The sequence below is a fragment of the Maribacter flavus genome (genome assembly GCF_008386635.1).
GTDB lineage: Bacteria > Bacteroidota > Bacteroidia > Flavobacteriales > Flavobacteriaceae > Maribacter > Maribacter flavus.
Genome location: NZ_VUOE01000001.1, coordinates 312,622 through 331,167 on the forward strand (window position 1 = coordinate 312,622; position 18,546 = coordinate 331,167).

The 18,546-nt window shown below is 43.0% G+C and carries 15 protein-coding genes and 2 tRNA genes; 11 read left to right on the plus strand and 6 right to left on the minus strand.

All coding sequences use genetic code 11. The features are described 5' to 3' along the window. Window positions 1-23: 23 nt before the first annotated feature. The 3 genes from F0361_RS01465 to proS form a co-directional block, all read right to left on the minus strand. Window positions 24-95: transfer RNA gene (locus F0361_RS01465), tRNA-Glu, on the minus strand. A gap of 37 nt (window positions 96-132) precedes the next feature. Continuing rightward, window positions 133-204: transfer RNA gene (locus F0361_RS01470), tRNA-Glu, on the minus strand. Window positions 205-284: 80 nt separating this feature from the next. Beyond that, the gene (proS, locus tag F0361_RS01475; RefSeq protein ID WP_154916934.1) at window positions 285-1,760 is read right to left on the minus strand and encodes a proline--tRNA ligase; all 1,476 of its coding nucleotides are present in this window, start codon (window positions 1,758-1,760) and stop codon (window positions 285-287) included. A gap of 95 nt (window positions 1,761-1,855) precedes the next feature. On the opposite strand from proS, the gene F0361_RS01480 reads away from it, so the two are divergent. Next, the gene (locus F0361_RS01480; RefSeq protein WP_154916935.1) at window positions 1,856-3,187 is read left to right on the plus strand and encodes a hypothetical protein; all 1,332 of its coding nucleotides are present in this window, start codon (window positions 1,856-1,858) and stop codon (window positions 3,185-3,187) included. A gap of 27 nt (window positions 3,188-3,214) precedes the next feature. Next, complete coding sequence (locus F0361_RS01485) at window positions 3,215-4,720, plus strand: OmpP1/FadL family transporter (RefSeq protein ID WP_154916936.1); 1,506 nt, start codon at window positions 3,215-3,217, stop codon at window positions 4,718-4,720. A gap of 49 nt (window positions 4,721-4,769) precedes the next feature. On the opposite strand, the gene F0361_RS01490 is transcribed toward F0361_RS01485, so the two are convergent. Next, window positions 4,770-6,227 (minus strand): T9SS type B sorting domain-containing protein, encoded by a 1,458-nt coding sequence (locus F0361_RS01490; protein WP_154916937.1) that lies wholly within the window; start codon window positions 6,225-6,227, stop codon window positions 4,770-4,772. Between the two features lie 325 nt (window positions 6,228-6,552). Here F0361_RS01490 and folE point away from each other — a divergent pair, with 325 nt between their 5' ends. Then, window positions 6,553-7,233, plus strand: coding sequence for a GTP cyclohydrolase I FolE (folE, locus tag F0361_RS01495; protein ID WP_154916938.1), 681 nt, complete (start codon window positions 6,553-6,555; stop codon window positions 7,231-7,233). A 15-nt stretch (window positions 7,234-7,248) separates the two neighbouring features. Beyond that, window positions 7,249-8,727, plus strand: a complete 1,479-nt coding sequence (gene cysS, locus F0361_RS01500; protein ID WP_154916939.1) for a cysteine--tRNA ligase — start codon at window positions 7,249-7,251, stop codon at window positions 8,725-8,727. Between the two features lie 6 nt (window positions 8,728-8,733). Here cysS and F0361_RS01505 read toward each other — a convergent pair whose 3' ends face one another. Continuing rightward, window positions 8,734-9,651 (minus strand): AraC family transcriptional regulator, encoded by a 918-nt coding sequence (locus F0361_RS01505; RefSeq protein WP_154916940.1) that lies wholly within the window; start codon window positions 9,649-9,651, stop codon window positions 8,734-8,736. 205 nt (window positions 9,652-9,856) lie between these two features. Here F0361_RS01505 and exaC point away from each other — a divergent pair, with 205 nt between their 5' ends. From exaC to F0361_RS01540, 7 genes are all read left to right on the plus strand, one after another. Beyond that, entirely contained in the window at window positions 9,857-11,380 is a 1,524-nt protein-coding gene (gene exaC, locus F0361_RS01510) for an acetaldehyde dehydrogenase ExaC (RefSeq protein ID WP_154916941.1), read from the plus strand. Between the two features lie 11 nt (window positions 11,381-11,391). After that, window positions 11,392-11,766: a DUF779 domain-containing protein gene (locus F0361_RS01515; RefSeq protein ID WP_154916942.1), complete on the plus strand. Its 375-nt coding sequence runs from the start codon at window positions 11,392-11,394 to the stop codon at window positions 11,764-11,766. A 103-nt stretch (window positions 11,767-11,869) separates the two neighbouring features. Beyond that, on the plus strand, window positions 11,870-12,103 hold the full coding sequence (gene yidD / locus F0361_RS01520; RefSeq protein WP_138257453.1) for a membrane protein insertion efficiency factor YidD: 234 nt from the start codon (window positions 11,870-11,872) through the stop codon (window positions 12,101-12,103). An 87-nt stretch (window positions 12,104-12,190) separates the two neighbouring features. Further along, window positions 12,191-13,153, plus strand: a complete 963-nt coding sequence (gene lgt, locus F0361_RS01525; RefSeq protein WP_154916943.1) for a prolipoprotein diacylglyceryl transferase — start codon at window positions 12,191-12,193, stop codon at window positions 13,151-13,153. Window positions 13,154-13,166: 13 nt separating this feature from the next. Next, window positions 13,167-13,658, plus strand: coding sequence for a DUF192 domain-containing protein (locus tag F0361_RS01530; protein ID WP_138257451.1), 492 nt, complete (start codon window positions 13,167-13,169; stop codon window positions 13,656-13,658). 3 nt (window positions 13,659-13,661) lie between these two features. Beyond that, the gene (locus F0361_RS01535; RefSeq protein WP_154916944.1) at window positions 13,662-14,180 is read left to right on the plus strand and encodes a GNAT family N-acetyltransferase; all 519 of its coding nucleotides are present in this window, start codon (window positions 13,662-13,664) and stop codon (window positions 14,178-14,180) included. Window position 14,181: 1 nt separating this feature from the next. Then, entirely contained in the window at window positions 14,182-15,402 is a 1,221-nt protein-coding gene (locus F0361_RS01540; protein WP_154916945.1) for an ATP-binding cassette domain-containing protein, read from the plus strand. A 110-nt stretch (window positions 15,403-15,512) separates the two neighbouring features. Here the strand turns inward: F0361_RS01540 and secDF are convergent, their stop codons facing one another. Beyond that, window positions 15,513-18,476, minus strand: a complete 2,964-nt coding sequence (gene secDF / locus F0361_RS01545) for a protein translocase subunit SecDF (protein WP_154916946.1) — start codon at window positions 18,474-18,476, stop codon at window positions 15,513-15,515. Window positions 18,477-18,546 lie beyond the last annotated feature (70 nt).

The following is an 18,546-nucleotide window of genomic DNA, read 5'->3' on the forward strand; positions in this document are numbered from 1 at the left end:
TTCCTGTATCCATTTATTTCTAGTAGCCCGTAGGGGAATCGAACCCCTGTTACCAGGATGAAAACCTGGCGTCCTAACCCCTAGACGAACGGGCCATTAAGCCAATACGGAACATTACGTTCCAAATCTTCGTAGCCCGTAGGGGAATCGAACCCCTGTTACCAGGATGAAAACCTGGCGTCCTAACCCCTAGACGAACGGGCCATTACTTTGCGTAATTGCGGATGCAAAAATACAATTATTTTTCACTATCGCAACTCCCAATTATGATTTTTTAAAATCTTTTAATAAGCCTTTGCGAACAACACTCTCTTATAGGATGGTTTACCTGTCAAAATACAACTACCTTCCTCATCCTTAGCATCCAAAGGTATACAACGAATGGTTGCTTTGGTTTCTTTCTTTATGCGATCCTCAGTTTCTGCGGTTCCATCCCAGTGGGCGGATATGAAGCCTCCCTTGGTTTCCAGAATATTCTTGAACTCATCATAGGTTTCAACCTTTGTAATATGCTCTTTTCTGTAATCGAAGGCCTTCTTATATATTGTCTTTTGAATATCCTCCAACAAAAATTCGATTTTCTCAACGACTTCGCTCGCCGGTACCGTGGATTTTTCCAAAGTGTCCCTTCGTGCCACCTCATAAGTACCATTGGCCAGATCGCGCTGCCCTATTGCCAAACGGATGGGAACCCCCTTCAATTCGTATTCGTTGAATTTGAATCCAGGTTTCTGAGTATCCCTATCGTCATACTTTACGGATATTCCCTTAGATTTTAATTCCTTTACCAGAGGCATTACATTTTCAGAAATTTCGTCCAACTGTTCCAAACCTTTATAAATAGGTACTATTACTACTTGAATTGGTGCCAATTTTGGAGGAAGCACCAAACCATTGTCATCTGAGTGGGTCATGATCAACGCACCCATCAAGCGTGTAGAAACCCCCCAAGAAGTGGCCCAAACATACTCTTTGTTTCCTTCTTTGCTCGCAAATTTAACATCGAAGGCCTTGGCAAAATTCTGACCTAAAAAATGGGACGTACCAGCCTGTAATGCCTTACCGTCCTGCATCAAAGCCTCTATACAATACGTTTCAATGGCTCCCGCGAATCGCTCGCTTGGGGTTTTTAATCCCTTGATAACCGGAACGGCCATATGTTCCTCCGCAAATTCGGCATAAACATGCATCATCTGTTCCGCCTCCTCGATCGCTTCTTGTTCCGTGGCATGGGCCGTATGCCCCTCCTGCCATAAAAACTCGGCGGTTCTCAGAAAAAGTCGGGTGCGCATTTCCCAACGAACAACATTCGCCCACTGATTTATCAACAAAGGCAAATCTCTATAGGATTGGATCCACTTTCTAAAGGTATCCCAGATGATGGTTTCCGAAGTTGGCCTCACGATCAATTCCTCTTCCAGTTTTGCATCGGGGTCTACAATGATTCCGGTTCCATCCTCATCATTTTTTAGTCTGTAATGGGTTACCACGGCACATTCCTTTGCAAAGCCCTCAACATGACTGGCCTCCTTGCTCAAATATGATTTGGGGATGAATAGCGGAAAATAGGCATTTTCATGTCCCGTATCCTTGAACATTTTGTCAAGGCCTGCCTGCATTTTTTCCCAAATAGCATAGCCGTAGGGCTTGATGACCATACAGCCCCTTACGCCGGAGTTTTCGGCCAAATCGGCCTTAACGACCAACTCATTATACCATTTGGAATAATCCTCGCTTCTAGAAGTCAAATTTTTACCCATTGTTCGGAGTTTGGCACAAATCTTGTGCTTATTAAAGAAAATAATGCGGTAAAACTAGTTATTTTTACTATGTTCAACAATATAATTTTAGAACGATGATATATTCCACATCCCACACCAAATATTTATATGGACTGATGGTTGCTTCACTGGCAATGCTAGTGGTTTCCTGTGGTTCATACCAACAAGCTTCTTATTACGACAACGACGGAATCTACGCCGATGATGCCCCTAGAACCGTGGAACGTAGACCGGATAGGCAATACAATCCTACGACCAGGTCAGAGGAGTCCGATACCTTTACGGAGTATTTTGGACAAAAGGCCGATCAATATGGTCAAATCTTGGATAGCGAGATATTTACGGACGTAGATTCGTATTCCAGTAACGACCTTAGCGATAGTATTCCTCAAAATCAATTGACCGATTATTATGATAGCCCAAACGACTACCAAGGTTTTGGAGGTTGGGGCGATAACGGCCAAAACGTTGTTATAAATGTTTATGATAATGGCTGGAACAATTGGGGCTGGGGTGGTGGCTTCGGTTGGGGCTGGAACGATCCTTGGCTTTGGAACAACTGGGGCTGGGGTGGCGGCTTCGGTTGGGGCTGGAACAATTGGGGCTGGAATCGCTGGAACCGTTGGGGCTGGGGATGGAACAACCCTTGGGGCTGGAACAACTGGGGCTGGGGAGGCGGCTTTGGTTGGGGCTGGAACAATTGGGGCTGGAACGGATGGAACAATTGGGGCTGGGCCGGTAATTGGGGCTGGGGAGGCTATTATGGCAACAACTTAAGAAGAAATTATGCGTTCTCAAACAACAGGACAAGACGCGGCTATTACGATACCGTAAACAATGGTTCAACCGCATTGCGTGGCAGATCAAACGTAAATACAAGGGGTACTTCCCCTAGATACAGAACTTCGGATAGGGCGGTTTCCTCAAGGAGTTCTGCCAACACAAGAAGCAGCTCATTGAGCAGACGTACGGTAAGCGCTGACCAGAACAGGGCCTATAGAACCAGTAGGAGCACACGGGCCACACCAAGATATTATAGCAATTCAAGAAGTAATGGCTATTACAGTGGAACGGCAAGGTCATCATCAACCTATAGCAGGAGTGACATGTCCGGTAGGACCAGTAGGGCCGTAACCCCTAGAACCTCTACCTATAGAGGATCCAGTTCTGGAAGAAGTAGTTCTTCTTATGGCACTTCCAGGAGCATGGGTTCCAGTAGGGGCTATAGTTCCGGTAGAAGCTATAGTTCCGGCAGAAGTAGTTCCGGAGGTAATTATAGTTCTGGAAGGAGTAGTTCTGGCGGTAGCTACAGAAGCTCAGGAGGTGGCGGGTCGTCCCGTTCATCCGGTGGCGGAGGTAGATCTTCCGGAGGTGGTAGATCTTCAGGTGGCCGTAGCAACCGCTAATCAGTTCAACTTTAAAAAGATTGCAAGATGAAAAGAATATTCACTTTCATAACACTATACCTTTGCCTTACGGCCAGCGCACAAAATATTAACGATGTCCTGCGTTACGGTCTCGAGGAACTCCCGGGCACGGCAAGATTTCAGGCCATGGGTGGCGCTTTTGGCGCACTAGGAGGAGATATGTCCGCCATAAACATAAACCCTGCTGGTTCCGCGGTTTTTAACAATAGCTTAATGACCCTTTCAGGTACTCATTTTAGAAGGGAAAACGATGCAAATTATTTTGGAACGTTATCCAATACAAATCGGAATGAAATCGATTTGAACCAAATAGGGGGTGCCTTTGTCTTTAACAACACAGATCAAAATTCCGACTGGAAAAAATTTTCCTTGGCTTTCAACTATGACATGACCCAAAGTTTTGAGAACGAAGTCTTCATTACAGGAAATAGCAATCAAGGCATCGATAATTACTTCTTGAATTTTGCCCAAGGAGTACCCTTTGGCTCCATCCTTATTCAGGAAGATGAATTTATTGAAGATGCCTATCTTGATATTGGCGCGGTTCAAGGTTTTCGTGACCAACAGGCATTCTTAGGTTATTATGGCGGAATTTTAGATCCTGAAAGTCCGGATGACGCCACCACGAATTACATAAGCAATACAGGATACTCCTCCGTTAACCAAGAGTTTTTAAAAACGACTACGGGATACAATAGTAAGTTTACCGTAAATGCGGCCAGTCAATTTAGGGACAACCTATATTTAGGGGCCTCCTTGAATTTTCACAATGTTATCTACGACCAGTTGACGCAGTTCACCGAAAATGGATACAACGCAGATTCACCAATCCAAAATACAACGTTTGACAATTTGTTGAGCACGGAAGGAAACGGATTTTCATTCAGTTTAGGGGCGATTGCCAAATTAAACGATTTTGTTCGTTTGGGTGGTAGTTATCAATCACCTACATGGTATAGGCTTACGGATGATTTTAGCCAAAGAATTAATTCCGATTTGGCCGATGATGATATAAATTTTATCGATTTCAACATCGTTAACCTGTTCGAAAGATATACCGTTAAAACCCCTGCCAGATTAAACGGTAGCGTAGCCTTGGTCTTTGGCAAAAACGGATTGTTAAGTTTGGACTATGGTTATCAGGATTTTTCACAAGCGGAATTAAGACCTGCAAATGACAATAGCTTTCAAACCGTAAACAACCAAATTTCAAATGAGTTGGGCGGTGTTTCCACCATACGACTTGGAGGTGAATACCGATTGGGCATGGTAAGTCTACGTGGAGGATATAGATACGAGCAAAGTCCCTATGTGAATGGAAATACTATAAACGACCTAAACGGTTTCTCGGCGGGTGTTGGTTTTAATTTTGGAGGAAGTCGATTGGATCTTGCACTAAGCCAAACTTCGCAGGATATGAACGAAAGGCTTTTTGACACAGGACTGAACACGCCCGCCATGATTACAAGGACTAACACCTTTGGTACTTTGAGCTACACCCTGAATTTTTAATCCGATGAAACAAAATTAAAAAAGGACCGAATGATTCGGTCCTTTTTTTTTATCGTTTTAGGGTAAAATGGGATTGTCGTGTTTTGGCCACCAGAACTCCGGCATCGTCCTCTTCGTACTCAAACCGAAACCAATAATCTGTCGATGGCATGGGTCTACCATTGTAAGTACCGTCCCAACCTTCAACTGCACCCAATTGTTTTAACAGTTTTCCGTATCTATCAAAAATATATACAATTGGATTCGTAAGGGTTTCAATTCCTTGTACGTTCCATTCGTCATTGACAGTATCCCCATTGGGCGTAAAAAACTTGGGATATCCAACTACCAAAAACTCAACCGGTTCCGTTATACCGCAGCCGTTCTTATCATTGATTACCACCGTATTGATACCGGGTGGAATATCTAGAAACACGGGGTCATCTTGAAAAGCCCCTCCGTTTATGGCATACTCATAATCACCATCACCATCCACAAATATCTCAACATTGTTGGCGTCTGGGTCAACGGACAAATTGGTCTCCAAAACCTCCACGCGATCCAAAATTGGAACTCCATAGAAGGTAATTAGAATACCACCTAGGTCGGCGACCGTTGGCGGAGTACCCGATGCTGTGGTGATAGTGGCAAAATATCGTCCTGAATTTGGACTGGTAACTACTAATTCCGCTCCAAAAGGACCAGATCCGGCCAAAGTGCCATCCACAACTCCATCGTCTTCATAATCCACCGTCCATTCAACATTTGCAATATCAGAACCTGCGGGCGAATTCAAGGCACTCAAAACGATATCAGGGTCCCCTTCACAAGCTATTATATCCAAACCCAAAAACTCGTCGCGCAACGTACAATCCAAGGCCGTATTTTGATTCTCGTTTACGGAACTACCCGTAAACGTTAACATAAAAGGCTCCGGGTCGCCATCGAAATTCGTATTGAAATTATTGATTAAGATATAGTAGATTTCACCAGGTTGGACATCCAACCATTCATCATAGGTATTTTGGCTACCCACCAAAAAGGGAGCTCCTTCCTGACCGTTTTCGGGATTTACGCCTATACCTGTAAAATTCGTGTTGTTCACTTCGTAATTGCAACGTATGGGCTCCGAGGTGCCATCACCAATAATAGAACAAAAATTCTGTCCACTCAATTGGTCGTACGGACCATAAACGGCAAAATCCCATTCGGCTGTTGGGGTTGAATTTCCTCCGGACGGTAAAGCCTCAATATCAAAACCTACCTGCCCTCCGGTACCCGCCCTAAATACAAACCAAGAGGTATTGTTTTCTATGTTCGCAGAGCTTACGCTGCCTTTTTCCAAACATCCAGTTTGCCTAATAACTTCCGGGTCAAAATCATCGATATCGCCACCACCGTCAGCCGAACCCATTATAGGGGCATCGGCACAGACAGGGATGGCCGTTCTACAATCTGGAGAGTTTTGGGCTTTTGCCTTGCCAACCAGTAGGAGCAAACAGCAAATAGTAGCGACGAGTGTTCGCATATTTCAATGGGGCTAGTAATATACTTTAACGTATATAATAACTAGGTTATACTAGGTTTAGTATTTTTCACCGGATTATTTGGACACTTAATCGATAAACGGCACATGCGGTCGATTTGAACTCCTTTGAAAATCCTATTAATGACAAGCCTACCAAGACCACAGAGTGAGGAAATGAAATATGTTTTCCAAGGGATTTTAAGTAGTAATCACCATAATGCAAAGTGGCCAAACTTAATATCGATTTATAATAGGTATGGGACCTTGAAATGTCATTAAGTATTATATAATGCATATCTTTGCCCCTTGTTAAAGTTCAGTTTACATGAAAACAGAGGGTACATTGGAGGAACATTTTGAACAATTGGGAGATGACCACATTTCCTCGTCGGAAGAGACTCCTTTACGCAAGGACGCCTTCCTTCTTAGTGATGAAGAAAAGATAGAAAGAATCAAGGGAAGTGTTCGGGAAATCCTGCTCACTTTGGGAATGGATCTGGAGGATGATAGCCTTAAGGGCACGCCCAATAGGGTTGCAAAAATGTTCGTGAAGGAAATTTTTGGTGGCCTGCACCCCGATAGAAAACCCAATTCTTCCACATTTGACAACAAGTACAAGTATGGCGAGATGTTGGTGGAAAAGAACATCACCCTCTACTCTACCTGTGAACACCATTTATTGCCTATTGTGGGCCGGGCCCATGTCGCTTATATCTCAAATGGCTCTGTGGTGGGACTTTCCAAGATGAACCGTATTGTGGATTACTATGCCAAAAGACCTCAAGTTCAGGAAAGATTGAATATTCAAATTGTACGGGAACTTCAGAAAGTTTTGGGCACGGAGGATGTCGCGTGCGTCATAGACGCCAAACATCTCTGTGTGAATTCCCGGGGAATCCGTGACATTGAAAGTAGTACCGTAACTGCGGAATATGGCGGCAAGTTCAAGCAAGAGGCCGTCAGGAATGAATTCCTCGAATATATAAACATGGACACGCAATTTTAATTCCATCCTCATAAAATGCCATTGTATCAAGAGCAAACAATAAAGGTCCATAATTCACTTACTGGCAAAAAAGAAACTTTTATTCCCATAAACGAAGGCCACATTGGTATGTACGTCTGTGGCCCTACCGTGTATAGCAACGTGCATCTTGGAAATTGTAGGACTTTCATGTCCTTCGATATGATTTTCAGATATTTCCGTCATTTGGGTTATAAAGTGAGGTATGTGCGAAACATTACGGATGCCGGGCATTTGGTGGACGATGCGGAAGATGGTGAGGACAAAATTGCAAAAAAGGCACGATTGGAACAGTTGGAACCTATGGAAGTGGTGCAGCGATATACCGTGGACTTTCACAACATACTGGAAAAATTCAATTTTCTTCCGCCAAGTATCGAGCCTACGGCGACCGGACATATCATTGAACAGATTGAAATCATAAAGGACATCCTGCAGAAAGGTTATGCCTATGAGGTGAACGGCTCCGTTTATTTTGATGTCGTAAAGTTCAACGAGACCAACGAATACGGTAAACTTAGTGGTAGAAAATTGGAGGACATGATTGCCAATACCAGAGAGCTTACCGCCCAAGACGATAAAAAAAGCCCCCAGGATTTTGCCCTTTGGAAAAAAGCGGAGCCGGAACATATCATGCGATGGCCTTCTCCTTGGGGTGACGGATTTCCAGGTTGGCATTTGGAGTGTACCGCTATGAGCACCAAATATCTTGGGGAGACCTTTGATATCCATGGAGGGGGAATGGATTTGAAATTCCCGCACCACGAATGTGAAATAGCGCAAGCCGAAGCAAGTAATGGGAAGTCTCCCGTAAAATATTGGATGCACGCCAATATGTTGACCTTGAACGGTAAGAAAATGGCAAAATCCACCGGAAATAGCATCCTTCCCGGAGAAATTTTTTCGGGTGAAAACGATATTCTTAGCAAACCATTTTCACCGGCCATGGTGCGTTTCTTTATGATGCAGGCACATTATACAAGTATTTTGGATATCAGCAACGATGCTTTACTGGCCTCGGAAAAAGGGTTCAACAAACTTATGGATTCCATCAAATCCATAAATAGCCTGCCGATTGGAAGCAAGTCGGATTTTGATGTACCAACTTGGAAACATTCCTGCTACGATGCCATGAACGACGATTTTAACACACCAATTCTCATTGCGAAACTTTTTGATGCCGTGAAGCATATCAATCTTATCAAGGAAGGTTCCGAAACGATTACCAAAGAGGACAAGGAAATTCTTTTTGATACGATGAAGAGTTTTGTCTTTGACGTGTTGGGCCTTGAGGACAAGCAAAGCTCCAATGCGGACTTGGAAAAATTGAGCGGGGTCGTAGAGTTGTTGATACAGTTAAGAAAAGAAGCAAGGGAAAACAAGGATTTTGCCACTTCGGACAAAATTCGGGATCAATTGTCGGAACTTGGCATCCAACTAAAGGATGGTAAGGAAGGTACTACGTACAGCCTATAATCGCAGTTAATACCGTATCGTTTTGATTTTGGATTGGTATTCCCCCGGGGAGAGTTGTTGCCTGTGCTTAAAAACGCGGTTAAAGTAGGACCTACTTTCAAAACCACATTGCATATACACATCCTTTATATTCAATCCTGGGTCTTGAAGCAGACCGGTCGCCAGTTTTATCCGTTCGTTATTTATAAACTCAATGGGCGAAATACCCAGTTCATTTTTAAAGACCCTATGAAAATGCGAGGGACTCATGTAAGCCTTTTTGCTCAAATCCTCCACATTCAAAGGTTCATGGAGATTTTCACGTATGTACCTAATGACATAGGAAAGTCGGTTATCGCTATTGATGGCAATTTGTGAACTCGTATAGATTTTTCGTTCGTTGGTCTGCAACATGCGTATGATGAGTTCCCGTAACATATTATCTACAAAGAAGTCTTTTGAGGGATGGTTTTCGGAAAAAAGAAAAAGCAATCGCTGCAAAATTTGAAAAATCCCCTGGTCGTTTACAAAATGGAAGTTGTAATCCATTAAGCTCCATTCCTTTTCGTCATCCTTTGTCATGCTTTCATTCATGAACTGAAGGACATTCCTAATTTTTTCTTCTGAAATAGCCATGGCCAGACAACGGGTCGGGTTTTTGGATTTTGCCTCGGGAAAGTCGATACACATGGTTTCATTGGCGGGCAACACCAGGGATTCACCCGGCAAAAAATCGAAGGATTCGTAATCCCTAAGATGCATCACTTTTTTTCCTTCTATCATACTGGCCAGAACGGGTTGGTCAAATTTCAGTATTACCTTATCCGCTTGTTCATGGGTTTCAAAAACATGCATGGCGGCATTTTTCAAAATATAAGATGTTTGGTTCTCCACCATGGTCTCCAATCGTCTCCCTTCTAAAAAAGCATCGGACAGCTTTAACATTCCTTAATATTTATCAATCAAATAATAATGAATATACAAATATTTATGTCCAAAATAATCATTATGGCAAATTATGATAGGATTGTTCACCTTATTCATAGAATTCGTCAGACCATTCCATTTTCCAATAAGTAATTTTAAAAGAATCATTTTAAAGAACTGTACAAACACATAACCAATTTTTAATTTTTAAACATTTTAAAAGATGAGCAACACTGCAACCGTGGCGCAAGACGTGCTACAAAAACCGACATTCAAGAACCAATACGAAAATTTTATTGGTGGAAAATGGACAGCACCTGTAAAAGGTGAGTATTTTGAAAACACCTCGCCTGTAGACGGGAAATCCTTTACAAAAATCCCGAGATCTACTGCGGAGGATATTGAAAAAGCCATTGATGCGGCATGGGAAGCGGCATCTTCTTGGAACAATTCATCGGCAACAGAACGAAGCAATATGCTTTTGAAAATAGCCGATGTAATGGAAAAAAACTTGGAGGTTTTGGCGAGAGCGGAGACGTGGGATAACGGCAAGGCCATTCGCGAAACAAGGGCAGCTGATTTACCATTGGCCATAGACCATTTTAGATATTTTGCCGGGGTTATCAGGGCCGAAGAAGGATCCGTAAGTGAATTGGACAGTAATACCGTTGCCTTAAACGTTACCGAGCCTTTGGGAGTAGTTGGACAGATCATTCCTTGGAACTTCCCTATTTTGATGGCGGTTTGGAAACTGGCCCCAGCATTGGCAGCAGGAAACTGTGTAGTCCTAAAGCCCGCTGAACAGACCCCTGTAGGGATTCTTATCCTTGTTGAGTTGATCCAGGATATTCTTCCCGCTGGTGTTCTTAACGTCGTTAACGGCTTTGGAGCCGAAGCAGGCAAACCCTTGGCATCAAGCTCAAGAATCAATAAGGTCGCATTCACCGGAGAGACTACAACCGGGCAATTGATTATGCAATATGCCTCCAAAAACATCACGCCTGTAACCCTGGAATTGGGCGGAAAGTCCCCAAATATCTTCTTTGAGAATATCATGGACGCAGACGACGAATTCTTTGACAAGTGTATCGAGGGGGCGAATATGTTCGCTTTAAACCAAGGTGAGGTATGTACTTGTCCTTCTAGGATGCTCGTTCAGGAAAGTATTTTTGAAGCTTTTATGGAGCGTGTAATCGAAAGAACGAAAGCCATTAAAATGGGACATCCCTTGGACCCAAATACCATGATGGGAGCACAAGCCTCAAGTGACCAGTTTGAAAAAATCCTCAACTACATCCAAATAGGCAAGGAAGAGGGCTGTGAGGTCTTGACAGGTGGTGAACAGGCTTACAATGAAGGCTTGGAAGGCGGATTCTACATTCAGCCCACCGTGCTAAAAGGAAATAATAAAATGCGCGTATTCCAAGAAGAGATTTTTGGACCCGTAGTGTGTGTAACCACCTTTAAGGATGAGGCAGAAGCCATTGAAATCGCCAACGATACCTTGTACGGACTGGGTGCCGGTGTATGGACGAGGGATACACACCAAGCCTATACGGTTTCTAGGGCTATCAAGGCCGGTAGGGTCTGGGTTAACTGCTATCACCTGTATCCTGCTCATGCGCCCTTTGGTGGATATAAAAAATCCGGTATCGGTAGGGAAAACCATAAGATGATGCTATCACATTACAGACAAACGAAGAACATGCTTATCTCTTACGATAAGAAACCCATGGGATTCTTTTAATAGAAAAAAAAATGAAAACCAAAAGGGTATTGGTCAGTGAAAAAGCGGCCGAGGTGATTAGGGAACTCAAGGAAAAACACGGTGAACTTATGTTCCACCAAAGTGGGGGTTGTTGCGACGGCTCATCCCCCATGTGCTTTCCAAAGGGCGAACTAATGATCGACGATAACGATATTTGGTTGGGTACCGTAGAGGGATGTGAATTTTATATTTCCAAGGATCAATTTGAGTATTGGAAGCACACCCAACTAACGGTCGATGTCACCCCCGGTAGAGGGGCCAGTTTTTCCTTGGAAATACCTATGGGCATTCGTTTCATTATCAAATCCCGACTCTACTCCCCGGAAGAGGCGGAAAACTTGGAGCCTGTTCGAGTGGGGGAGTAATTATTAAATTATAGATATCATTAAATTAAGGCCTGTAGAACATACGGGCCTTTCGCTTTTTCAACACAATTTATTGCGTAACTTGCCATCCTAATATTTTCGGTTGAAACCTACATTTAAAAATATACTGATTGCTCCTTTTGTGCTTTTGGTGCGCTTTTATCAGTTGGCCATTTCCCCCTATACGCCCGCCACGTGCAGGTACTCGCCCACTTGTTCGCAATACACCTTGGAAGCCTTGAAAAAACATGGTCTCTTCAAAGGCGGCTGGTTATCCATCAAACGTATTTTCAGTTGCAATCCGTGGGGTGGAAAAGGCTACGACCCCGTTCCATGACCGGAAAAATTTCAAACGTAAGATGCGTCATTTTCCCAGCCCTAATAGCTCCTATTTACGTATATTAGCCCTTCAAAAATAACTCGCATGTACTTCTTAGGAATTATCTGGAATCCCAACGAGACCCTCTTCAATTTAGGCCCCATCCAAATAAAGTATTATAACCTGCTTTGGATTATTGCTTTTGCCATTGGATGGTATCTTATGAAAAAGATATTCGTCAATGAAAAAAAACCGGTGGAACAATTGGATTCCCTTTTTGTGTATACCGTTTTGGGCACCATGTTAGGAGCCAGACTGGGCCACGTTTTCTTTTATGATTGGCCTTATTATAAAAATCACTTGTTGGAAATACTCTTACCCATTAGGGAAAGTGATACGGGCAGTCTCCTTTTTGGACTTATCGATGGCTATGAATTTACGGGTTTTACGGGCCTTGCCAGTCATGGGGCAACTATTGGAATTATTATTGCCACTTATTTGTTTACCAGAAAACATGCGGGTTTCAGCATGCTATGGATATTTGATAGGTTGACGATACCCGTAGCTATTGGAGCTTTTTGTGTGCGCTTAGGGAACTTTTTCAATTCTGAAATCAATGGGAAGACCGTTGACGAGTCCTTCATCTTTGCGACAAAATTCATCAGGGATTCTGACGATCTCCATCCATCAAAAGCCTTGGGCGTAACCAAGGAAAGAACACTGAACGCGGCCTATGATGCCATTGAAAGCGACCCCCAATTTTCACAATATTTAATGGAGATCCCCTATCGGCATCCTGCGCAATTGTATGAAGGCGTTTGTTATATTTTTGTTTTTGTGCTATTGTATTTTCTCTATTGGAAGACCGATAAAAAGAACAAGCCCGGCTATCTTTTTGGATTATTTTTAATCCTATTATGGACCGTTCGTTTCTTTGTGGAGTTCGTCAAGAAAAGCCAAGGCGGTTTTGAGGAATCTTTGGGGTTATTGTCTACAGGACAGTGGTTGAGTATTCCATTTATAATTTTAGGCCTTTATTTCATGTTCAGACCCGTAAAATCAAACTAATTAAATAAGACACATGCATCTTTCAAGGCATTTTTTAGGCTTGGCGATTGTTTTATTGGTTGGCTTGACATCCTGTAAAGAAGAAGCGAAAAAAGTAATCAAAACAACGCCCGTAACCTTCACAAAGGAAGGTTCTTTAAAGATTTTCAAACAGGAAAATGACTCGCTAATCTCCTCCTTGGATATTGAAATTGCCGAAAGCGATTATGAGACGCAGACCGGACTCATGTATCGTAAAGGCATGGAAACGAATCAGGGAATGCTGTTCATTTTTCCAGATGTCGCCATGCATTCGTTCTATATGAAGAATACCGAGTTTCCCTTGGATATCCTATTCATAGATGAAGACTTGAAAGTTGCCAGTATCCAAAAAAATGCACAGCCGTTCAATGAAAACGGTCTATCCTCCAAAGTGCCCGTAAAATATGTACTGGAGGTCAATGCAGGGCTATCGGATACTTGGTCTATTGAAGTTGGCGACCGCATTTCGTTCGAAAGATTATAGCCCATGAACTATTCCATGGAAGGTGCCGAAACGGAAAGACTACTATTCAGAAAATTATCTAGGGACGATTTTGATGCCTGGTTGCCTTTTCACGAAGACCCTAGATCGTCGAAGTTTTGGTCGGGCATTCCTCAAAATCCAATTGCTGCCTGTTCCCAACAGTTTGACCGCGTTTTTGAACGCTATCAGAAAGGTCTTGGCGGGATGTTCGCCCTAACTGATAAAACCTCGGATAAACTCGTTGGTTTGTGTGGCTTGTTGATACAAGTTGTGGACGGCCAAGAAGAATTGGAAATTGGGTATTCCGTTCTACCGACGCATTGGGGTAAAGGTTTCGCTTCCGAAGCCGCCCAAAAATGCAAGGAAACCGCCTTTAAAAATGGATGGGCCAATCGCCTTATATCCATTATCCATATCGATAATGAACCGTCAAAAAAAGTGGCCCTTAAAAATGGGATGCACTTGGAAAAAAGAACGGTATATAAGAACAATCCCGTTTACATCTTTAGAATAGACCTTTAGTATGGAACATTTAGGGATTTTTACGGATAATCAAACCAACAAAAAAGAGCTCATTCGAAAGCTCCAAAACAACGAATTTTCAGACATCGTAAACCTAAAGGATATATCCGGGAAACTATTTTCCCAATTGGAGGTAAGAAGGTTTATGGAAGAGGAGGAAAAACATGGAACAAAATATATTTCCACAAAAGGACAGGCATTGAAAACCATGTCAAGCGGGGAACAAAAAAAGGCCTTGCTTTTTCATATCCTCGACCAAAAACCGGACTATATCCTATTGGACAATCCGTTTGATAATTTGGATATTTCATTTCAAAATGATTTAAAAACACTTCTTTTAGAAAAGGCTAGCGGAACCTTGCTGATACAATTGGCCAGTAGAAAGTCTGACATGCTTCCCAATATCCGCAACTTTGCAAAAGTCATTGATGGCCAACTTAGGGTACTAACCGAGGATATACAAGGAGAAGACAAGGAAGCGACCATTTTCTTGGGAAGTATCCCTCCTGCCATTGAACCAATACCGTTCAATGGGGAAACATTGATCACCTTTGAAAAAGTCTCGGTTTCCTATGGTGAAAAACACGTCCTAAAGGATATTGACTGGGAAGTGAAAACCGGCGAATTTTGGCAACTGATAGGAAACAATGGAACCGGCAAGACAACCATTCTTTCCATGATAACCGGCGATAATCCAAAAGCCTTCGGACAAGAAATATACCTTTTTGGGAACAAGAAAGGTTCCGGGGAAAGTGTTTGGGACATCAAGGAAAAGATCGGCTACTTCTCCCCTGCCATGACCGATAGCTTTTCCGGAAGACATTCGGTTGAAAACATGCTAATTTCCGGATTATTGGATTCCATCGGATTGTATATAAAACCTACCGAAACGCAAAAAAGAATTTGTAAGGAGTGGCTTTTACTTTTAGGTCTATGGGAGCGGAGAAACGTTCAATTCAACGATTTGTCACTTGGGGACCAGCGCCTCGTCATGACCGTCCGGGCTATGGTAAAACATCCACCCTTATTAATACTTGACGAACCCACCAGTGGCATGGACGATGTTTCCGCCAGCATACTTGTCCAACTTGTCAACAAAATAGCCCAAGAAACGCAGACCACCATCCTTTTTGTTAGCCACCGAAAAGAACCCGGACTCAACCCCCAAAAAATCCTTGAATTAAAACATACCGATAAAGGTTCCATAGGCATTATAGAATAGACCTAACAGGTTTCAAAAATTTGTCAGGTCTAGGCAAACTAAGCTATTCCAATAAAAAAGGCCGCTATGCAGTACATAGCGACCTTCTTGAGTTATTTGTGGTCAAAGCCCTAATTTAGGACCTTGGTAATTTTCTTGCTCAAGGCATCGAACATGACAGGTGTCGCGATAAACACAGAGGAGTAGGTACCTACTACCACACCCACGATCATAGCGAACATAAATCCGCGTAACGACTCCCCACCAAAGATGAAGATGGCCAATAATACTACCAAGGTAGTCAAGGACGTATTCAATGTTCTTCCCAATGTACTGTTGATGGCAGAATTGACATTCTCCCCACCTTTCCAACCTCTTTCGGCCAAAGTTTCACGTATACGGTCGAAAACCACCACGGTATCGTTCAAGGAATATCCAATGACCGTTAAAATGGCCGCAATAAAGGCTTGATCAATTTCCATGTTGAACGGCATTATTTTTCCGAAAATAGAGAACACGCCCAATACAATCAACACGTCGTGGAATACCGCAACAACAGCTCCCAAGGAGAATTGCCATCTACGGAAACGTATCAAGATGTAAAGGAAAACCACGGCCAAGGACCCCAAAATTGCCAAGAAAGCATTGTTTTTAATATCATCCGCGATGGTAGGCCCAACTTTTACGGACTGTAAAATTCCAATAGACTTTCCTTCGCTTCCAATGGCAAACGCATCTTTAGAAGTACCATCGGGAAGGTACTTTTGCAAGGAAGAGTATAATTTGTCCTGAATCTCAGTATCGACCTCAATTCCTTCCACATCCACTTTATACGGCGTTGTGATCTTGATTTGGTTAGCTTCACCAAAGGTCTTCACATTGGTGCCGCTTCCAAATACATCGTTCAATTCTGATGCGATTTCCGACGGATTCACAGCCTGTTCAAAACGTACGGTGTAGGAACGTCCACCTACAAAATCCACACCTTGCTGAAGTCCTGGTCCAAAAAATAAGGACGCTAATCCAACCAATACCAAAATTCCGGATATCACATAGGAAATCTTCCTTTTGGCCAAGAAATCGATAGAAAGGTTCTGAAACAAACCTTTGGTAAGACTTGTTGAGAAATCCAAACTTCTACCTTTGCCACTGATGTACCAATCAATTAACAATCGGGTAATGAAAATGGCCGTAAACAGGGAGGTAAGAATACCAATCAATAAGGTAGTCGCAAACCCCTTTATTGGACCGGATCCAAAAACAAATAGGATGATTGCCGTAAGACCTGTGGTAATGTTCGCATCCAAAATGGAGGAAAGGGCGTTTCCAAAACCATCCGAAACGGCAAGACCTTTTCCTTTGCCCTTGGCCAGCTCTTCCTTGATCCTCTCAAAAATAAGGACGTTCGCATCCACGGACATACCTATTGTCAAAACGATACCCGCGATACCTGGCAAGGTCAATACCGCGTTCAAACTTGTCAATACCCCAAAAATCAAAAGGATGTTCAATAACAACGCCACATCGGCAAAGGCTCCAGCCTTTCCATAATAGGCTATCATCCATAACAATACAATGGCCATGGCGATCAAAAAGGACATAAAACCACTATCGATCGCTTCCTGACCTAGTGACGGACCAACGATTTCAGATTGAATGATTTCTGCGGAGGCAGGTAGTTTACCCGCTCGCAATACATTAGAAATATCCTTGGTCTCGTTTACGGTAAAATTTCCCGTGATTTCAGAACGGCCTCCGCTGATAGGACCACTGGAAACCCCTGGAGCTGTATATACTTTATTGTCCAAAACGATGGCAATCCCCGTTTGGTTGTTATAGGCATCCCCAGTCAATTGCTCCCATTCCTTGGCGCCCTTGGTATTCATGGTCATGGAAACGGCAGGCTTGCCAAATTGGTCAAAATCATCTCTGGCATCGCTCACCACATCACCACTGATCCTTGGCACCCCTTCTCGGTTCGATTTCAAAGCGTACAAGTCGATAACCTCCGTATCCTCGGTAGCTGGTCTTTCCCAAACGAACTTTACGAATTGGATATCAGCGGGCAATAACCTTCTAATTTCAGGCATCCTAAAATAAGAACCAATCGTAGCCGTATCCTTGATAGCCGCCCTGAACATGGCATGAGTTCCAGGATTTGCAGGTATCAACAATTCGTAAAGTGGATTTACTTGTGTGGTCAAATCCAAGGAATCAGCGGCAACATCTGACAATAACGAATCCAATTCAGATTCTTCCTTAACGGGTTCCGGCTTTTTAACATCCACGATTTCCTTCAACTTTTCATTTGCTTGAATCAGGAAGGTACTAAAGGAAGGGTTGCTCTGTTTGTACGTCTCCCAAAACTCCAATTGGGCCGTACTGGACAACAAGTCCTGGGCACGGTTGATATCCCTGGCTCCTGGTAATTCCACCAAAATCCTACCGGAATTTCCTTCTCTTTGGATGTTGGGCTGGGTTACCCCAAAACCATCGATACGCTCGCGCAATACCTCAAATGCGGATACAACGGACTCATCGATTTTTCTACGGATGATGGGTTTTACCTCATCATCGGACATTTGAAAGTTGATTTCATCGCTCAATCCCTTGTTCGCAAAAATATCGGGCGAAGCCAATTTTGTTTCCCCTTTGATATTGTCAAACGCTTCAAAAAACAAATCGATGTAGGTATCGTCGCTGTTCTTTGATGCGGCATCGGCATCGGCCAAGGCCTTATTAAAAACAGGATTTTTTGTATTGTTGGCCAAGCCCTTCAAGATATCCTTTACGGAAATCTGCAGCGTCACATTAATCCCACCTTTAAGGTCAAGACCTTTGTTCAACTCCTTCTTTTTGGCCTCGTTGTAGTTAGTATACCCTAAGATGGTATTATTGCCAATGGAATCCAAATAACTGGCTTCCAAGGCTTCTCTCTTGGAAATATAATCGTCTTCCGCCTCCGAAACACGGCTTGCGGCGAATACTTCCGCTTCTATCTCCACCTTATTGGTGATGAACGTATAGGATAGCTGATAGATACTAACTAACCCGAATAATAAAGCAAACAGCTTTATAAGTCCCTTATTTTGCATTTTAATGTTTAATTTAAGTTATGTCGATTGTGATTTTATAATTTGAAACAAGGCAACTACTTCTGCCAGA

Excerpts from the sequence above, each read along its gene's own strand:
- folE (WP_154916938.1), top strand. The coding sequence starts at position 6,553 with ATGAAAACAGAGGGTACATTGGAGGAACATTTTGAACAATTGGGAGAT.
- exaC (WP_154916941.1), top strand. The coding sequence starts at position 9,857 with ATGAGCAACACTGCAACCGTGGCGCAAGACGTGCTACAAAAACCGACA.
- F0361_RS01490 (WP_154916937.1), bottom strand. The coding sequence starts at position 6,227 with ATGCGAACACTCGTCGCTACTATTTGCTGTTTGCTCCTACTGGTTGGC.
- F0361_RS01515 (WP_154916942.1), top strand. The coding sequence starts at position 11,392 with ATGAAAACCAAAAGGGTATTGGTCAGTGAAAAAGCGGCCGAGGTGATT.
- F0361_RS01480 (WP_154916935.1), top strand. The coding sequence starts at position 1,856 with ATGATATATTCCACATCCCACACCAAATATTTATATGGACTGATGGTT.
- lgt (WP_154916943.1), top strand. The coding sequence starts at position 12,191 with ATGTACTTCTTAGGAATTATCTGGAATCCCAACGAGACCCTCTTCAAT.
- F0361_RS01505 (WP_154916940.1), bottom strand. The coding sequence starts at position 9,651 with ATGTTAAAGCTGTCCGATGCTTTTTTAGAAGGGAGACGATTGGAGACC.
- F0361_RS01540 (WP_154916945.1), top strand. The coding sequence starts at position 14,182 with ATGGAACATTTAGGGATTTTTACGGATAATCAAACCAACAAAAAAGAG.
- cysS (WP_154916939.1), top strand. The coding sequence starts at position 7,249 with ATGCCATTGTATCAAGAGCAAACAATAAAGGTCCATAATTCACTTACT.
- proS (WP_154916934.1), bottom strand. The coding sequence starts at position 1,760 with ATGGGTAAAAATTTGACTTCTAGAAGCGAGGATTATTCCAAATGGTAT.
- F0361_RS01485 (WP_154916936.1), top strand. The coding sequence starts at position 3,215 with ATGAAAAGAATATTCACTTTCATAACACTATACCTTTGCCTTACGGCC.
- F0361_RS01535 (WP_154916944.1), top strand. The coding sequence starts at position 13,662 with ATGAACTATTCCATGGAAGGTGCCGAAACGGAAAGACTACTATTCAGA.
- F0361_RS01530 (WP_138257451.1), top strand. The coding sequence starts at position 13,167 with ATGCATCTTTCAAGGCATTTTTTAGGCTTGGCGATTGTTTTATTGGTT.
- secDF (WP_154916946.1), bottom strand. The coding sequence starts at position 18,476 with ATGCAAAATAAGGGACTTATAAAGCTGTTTGCTTTATTATTCGGGTTA.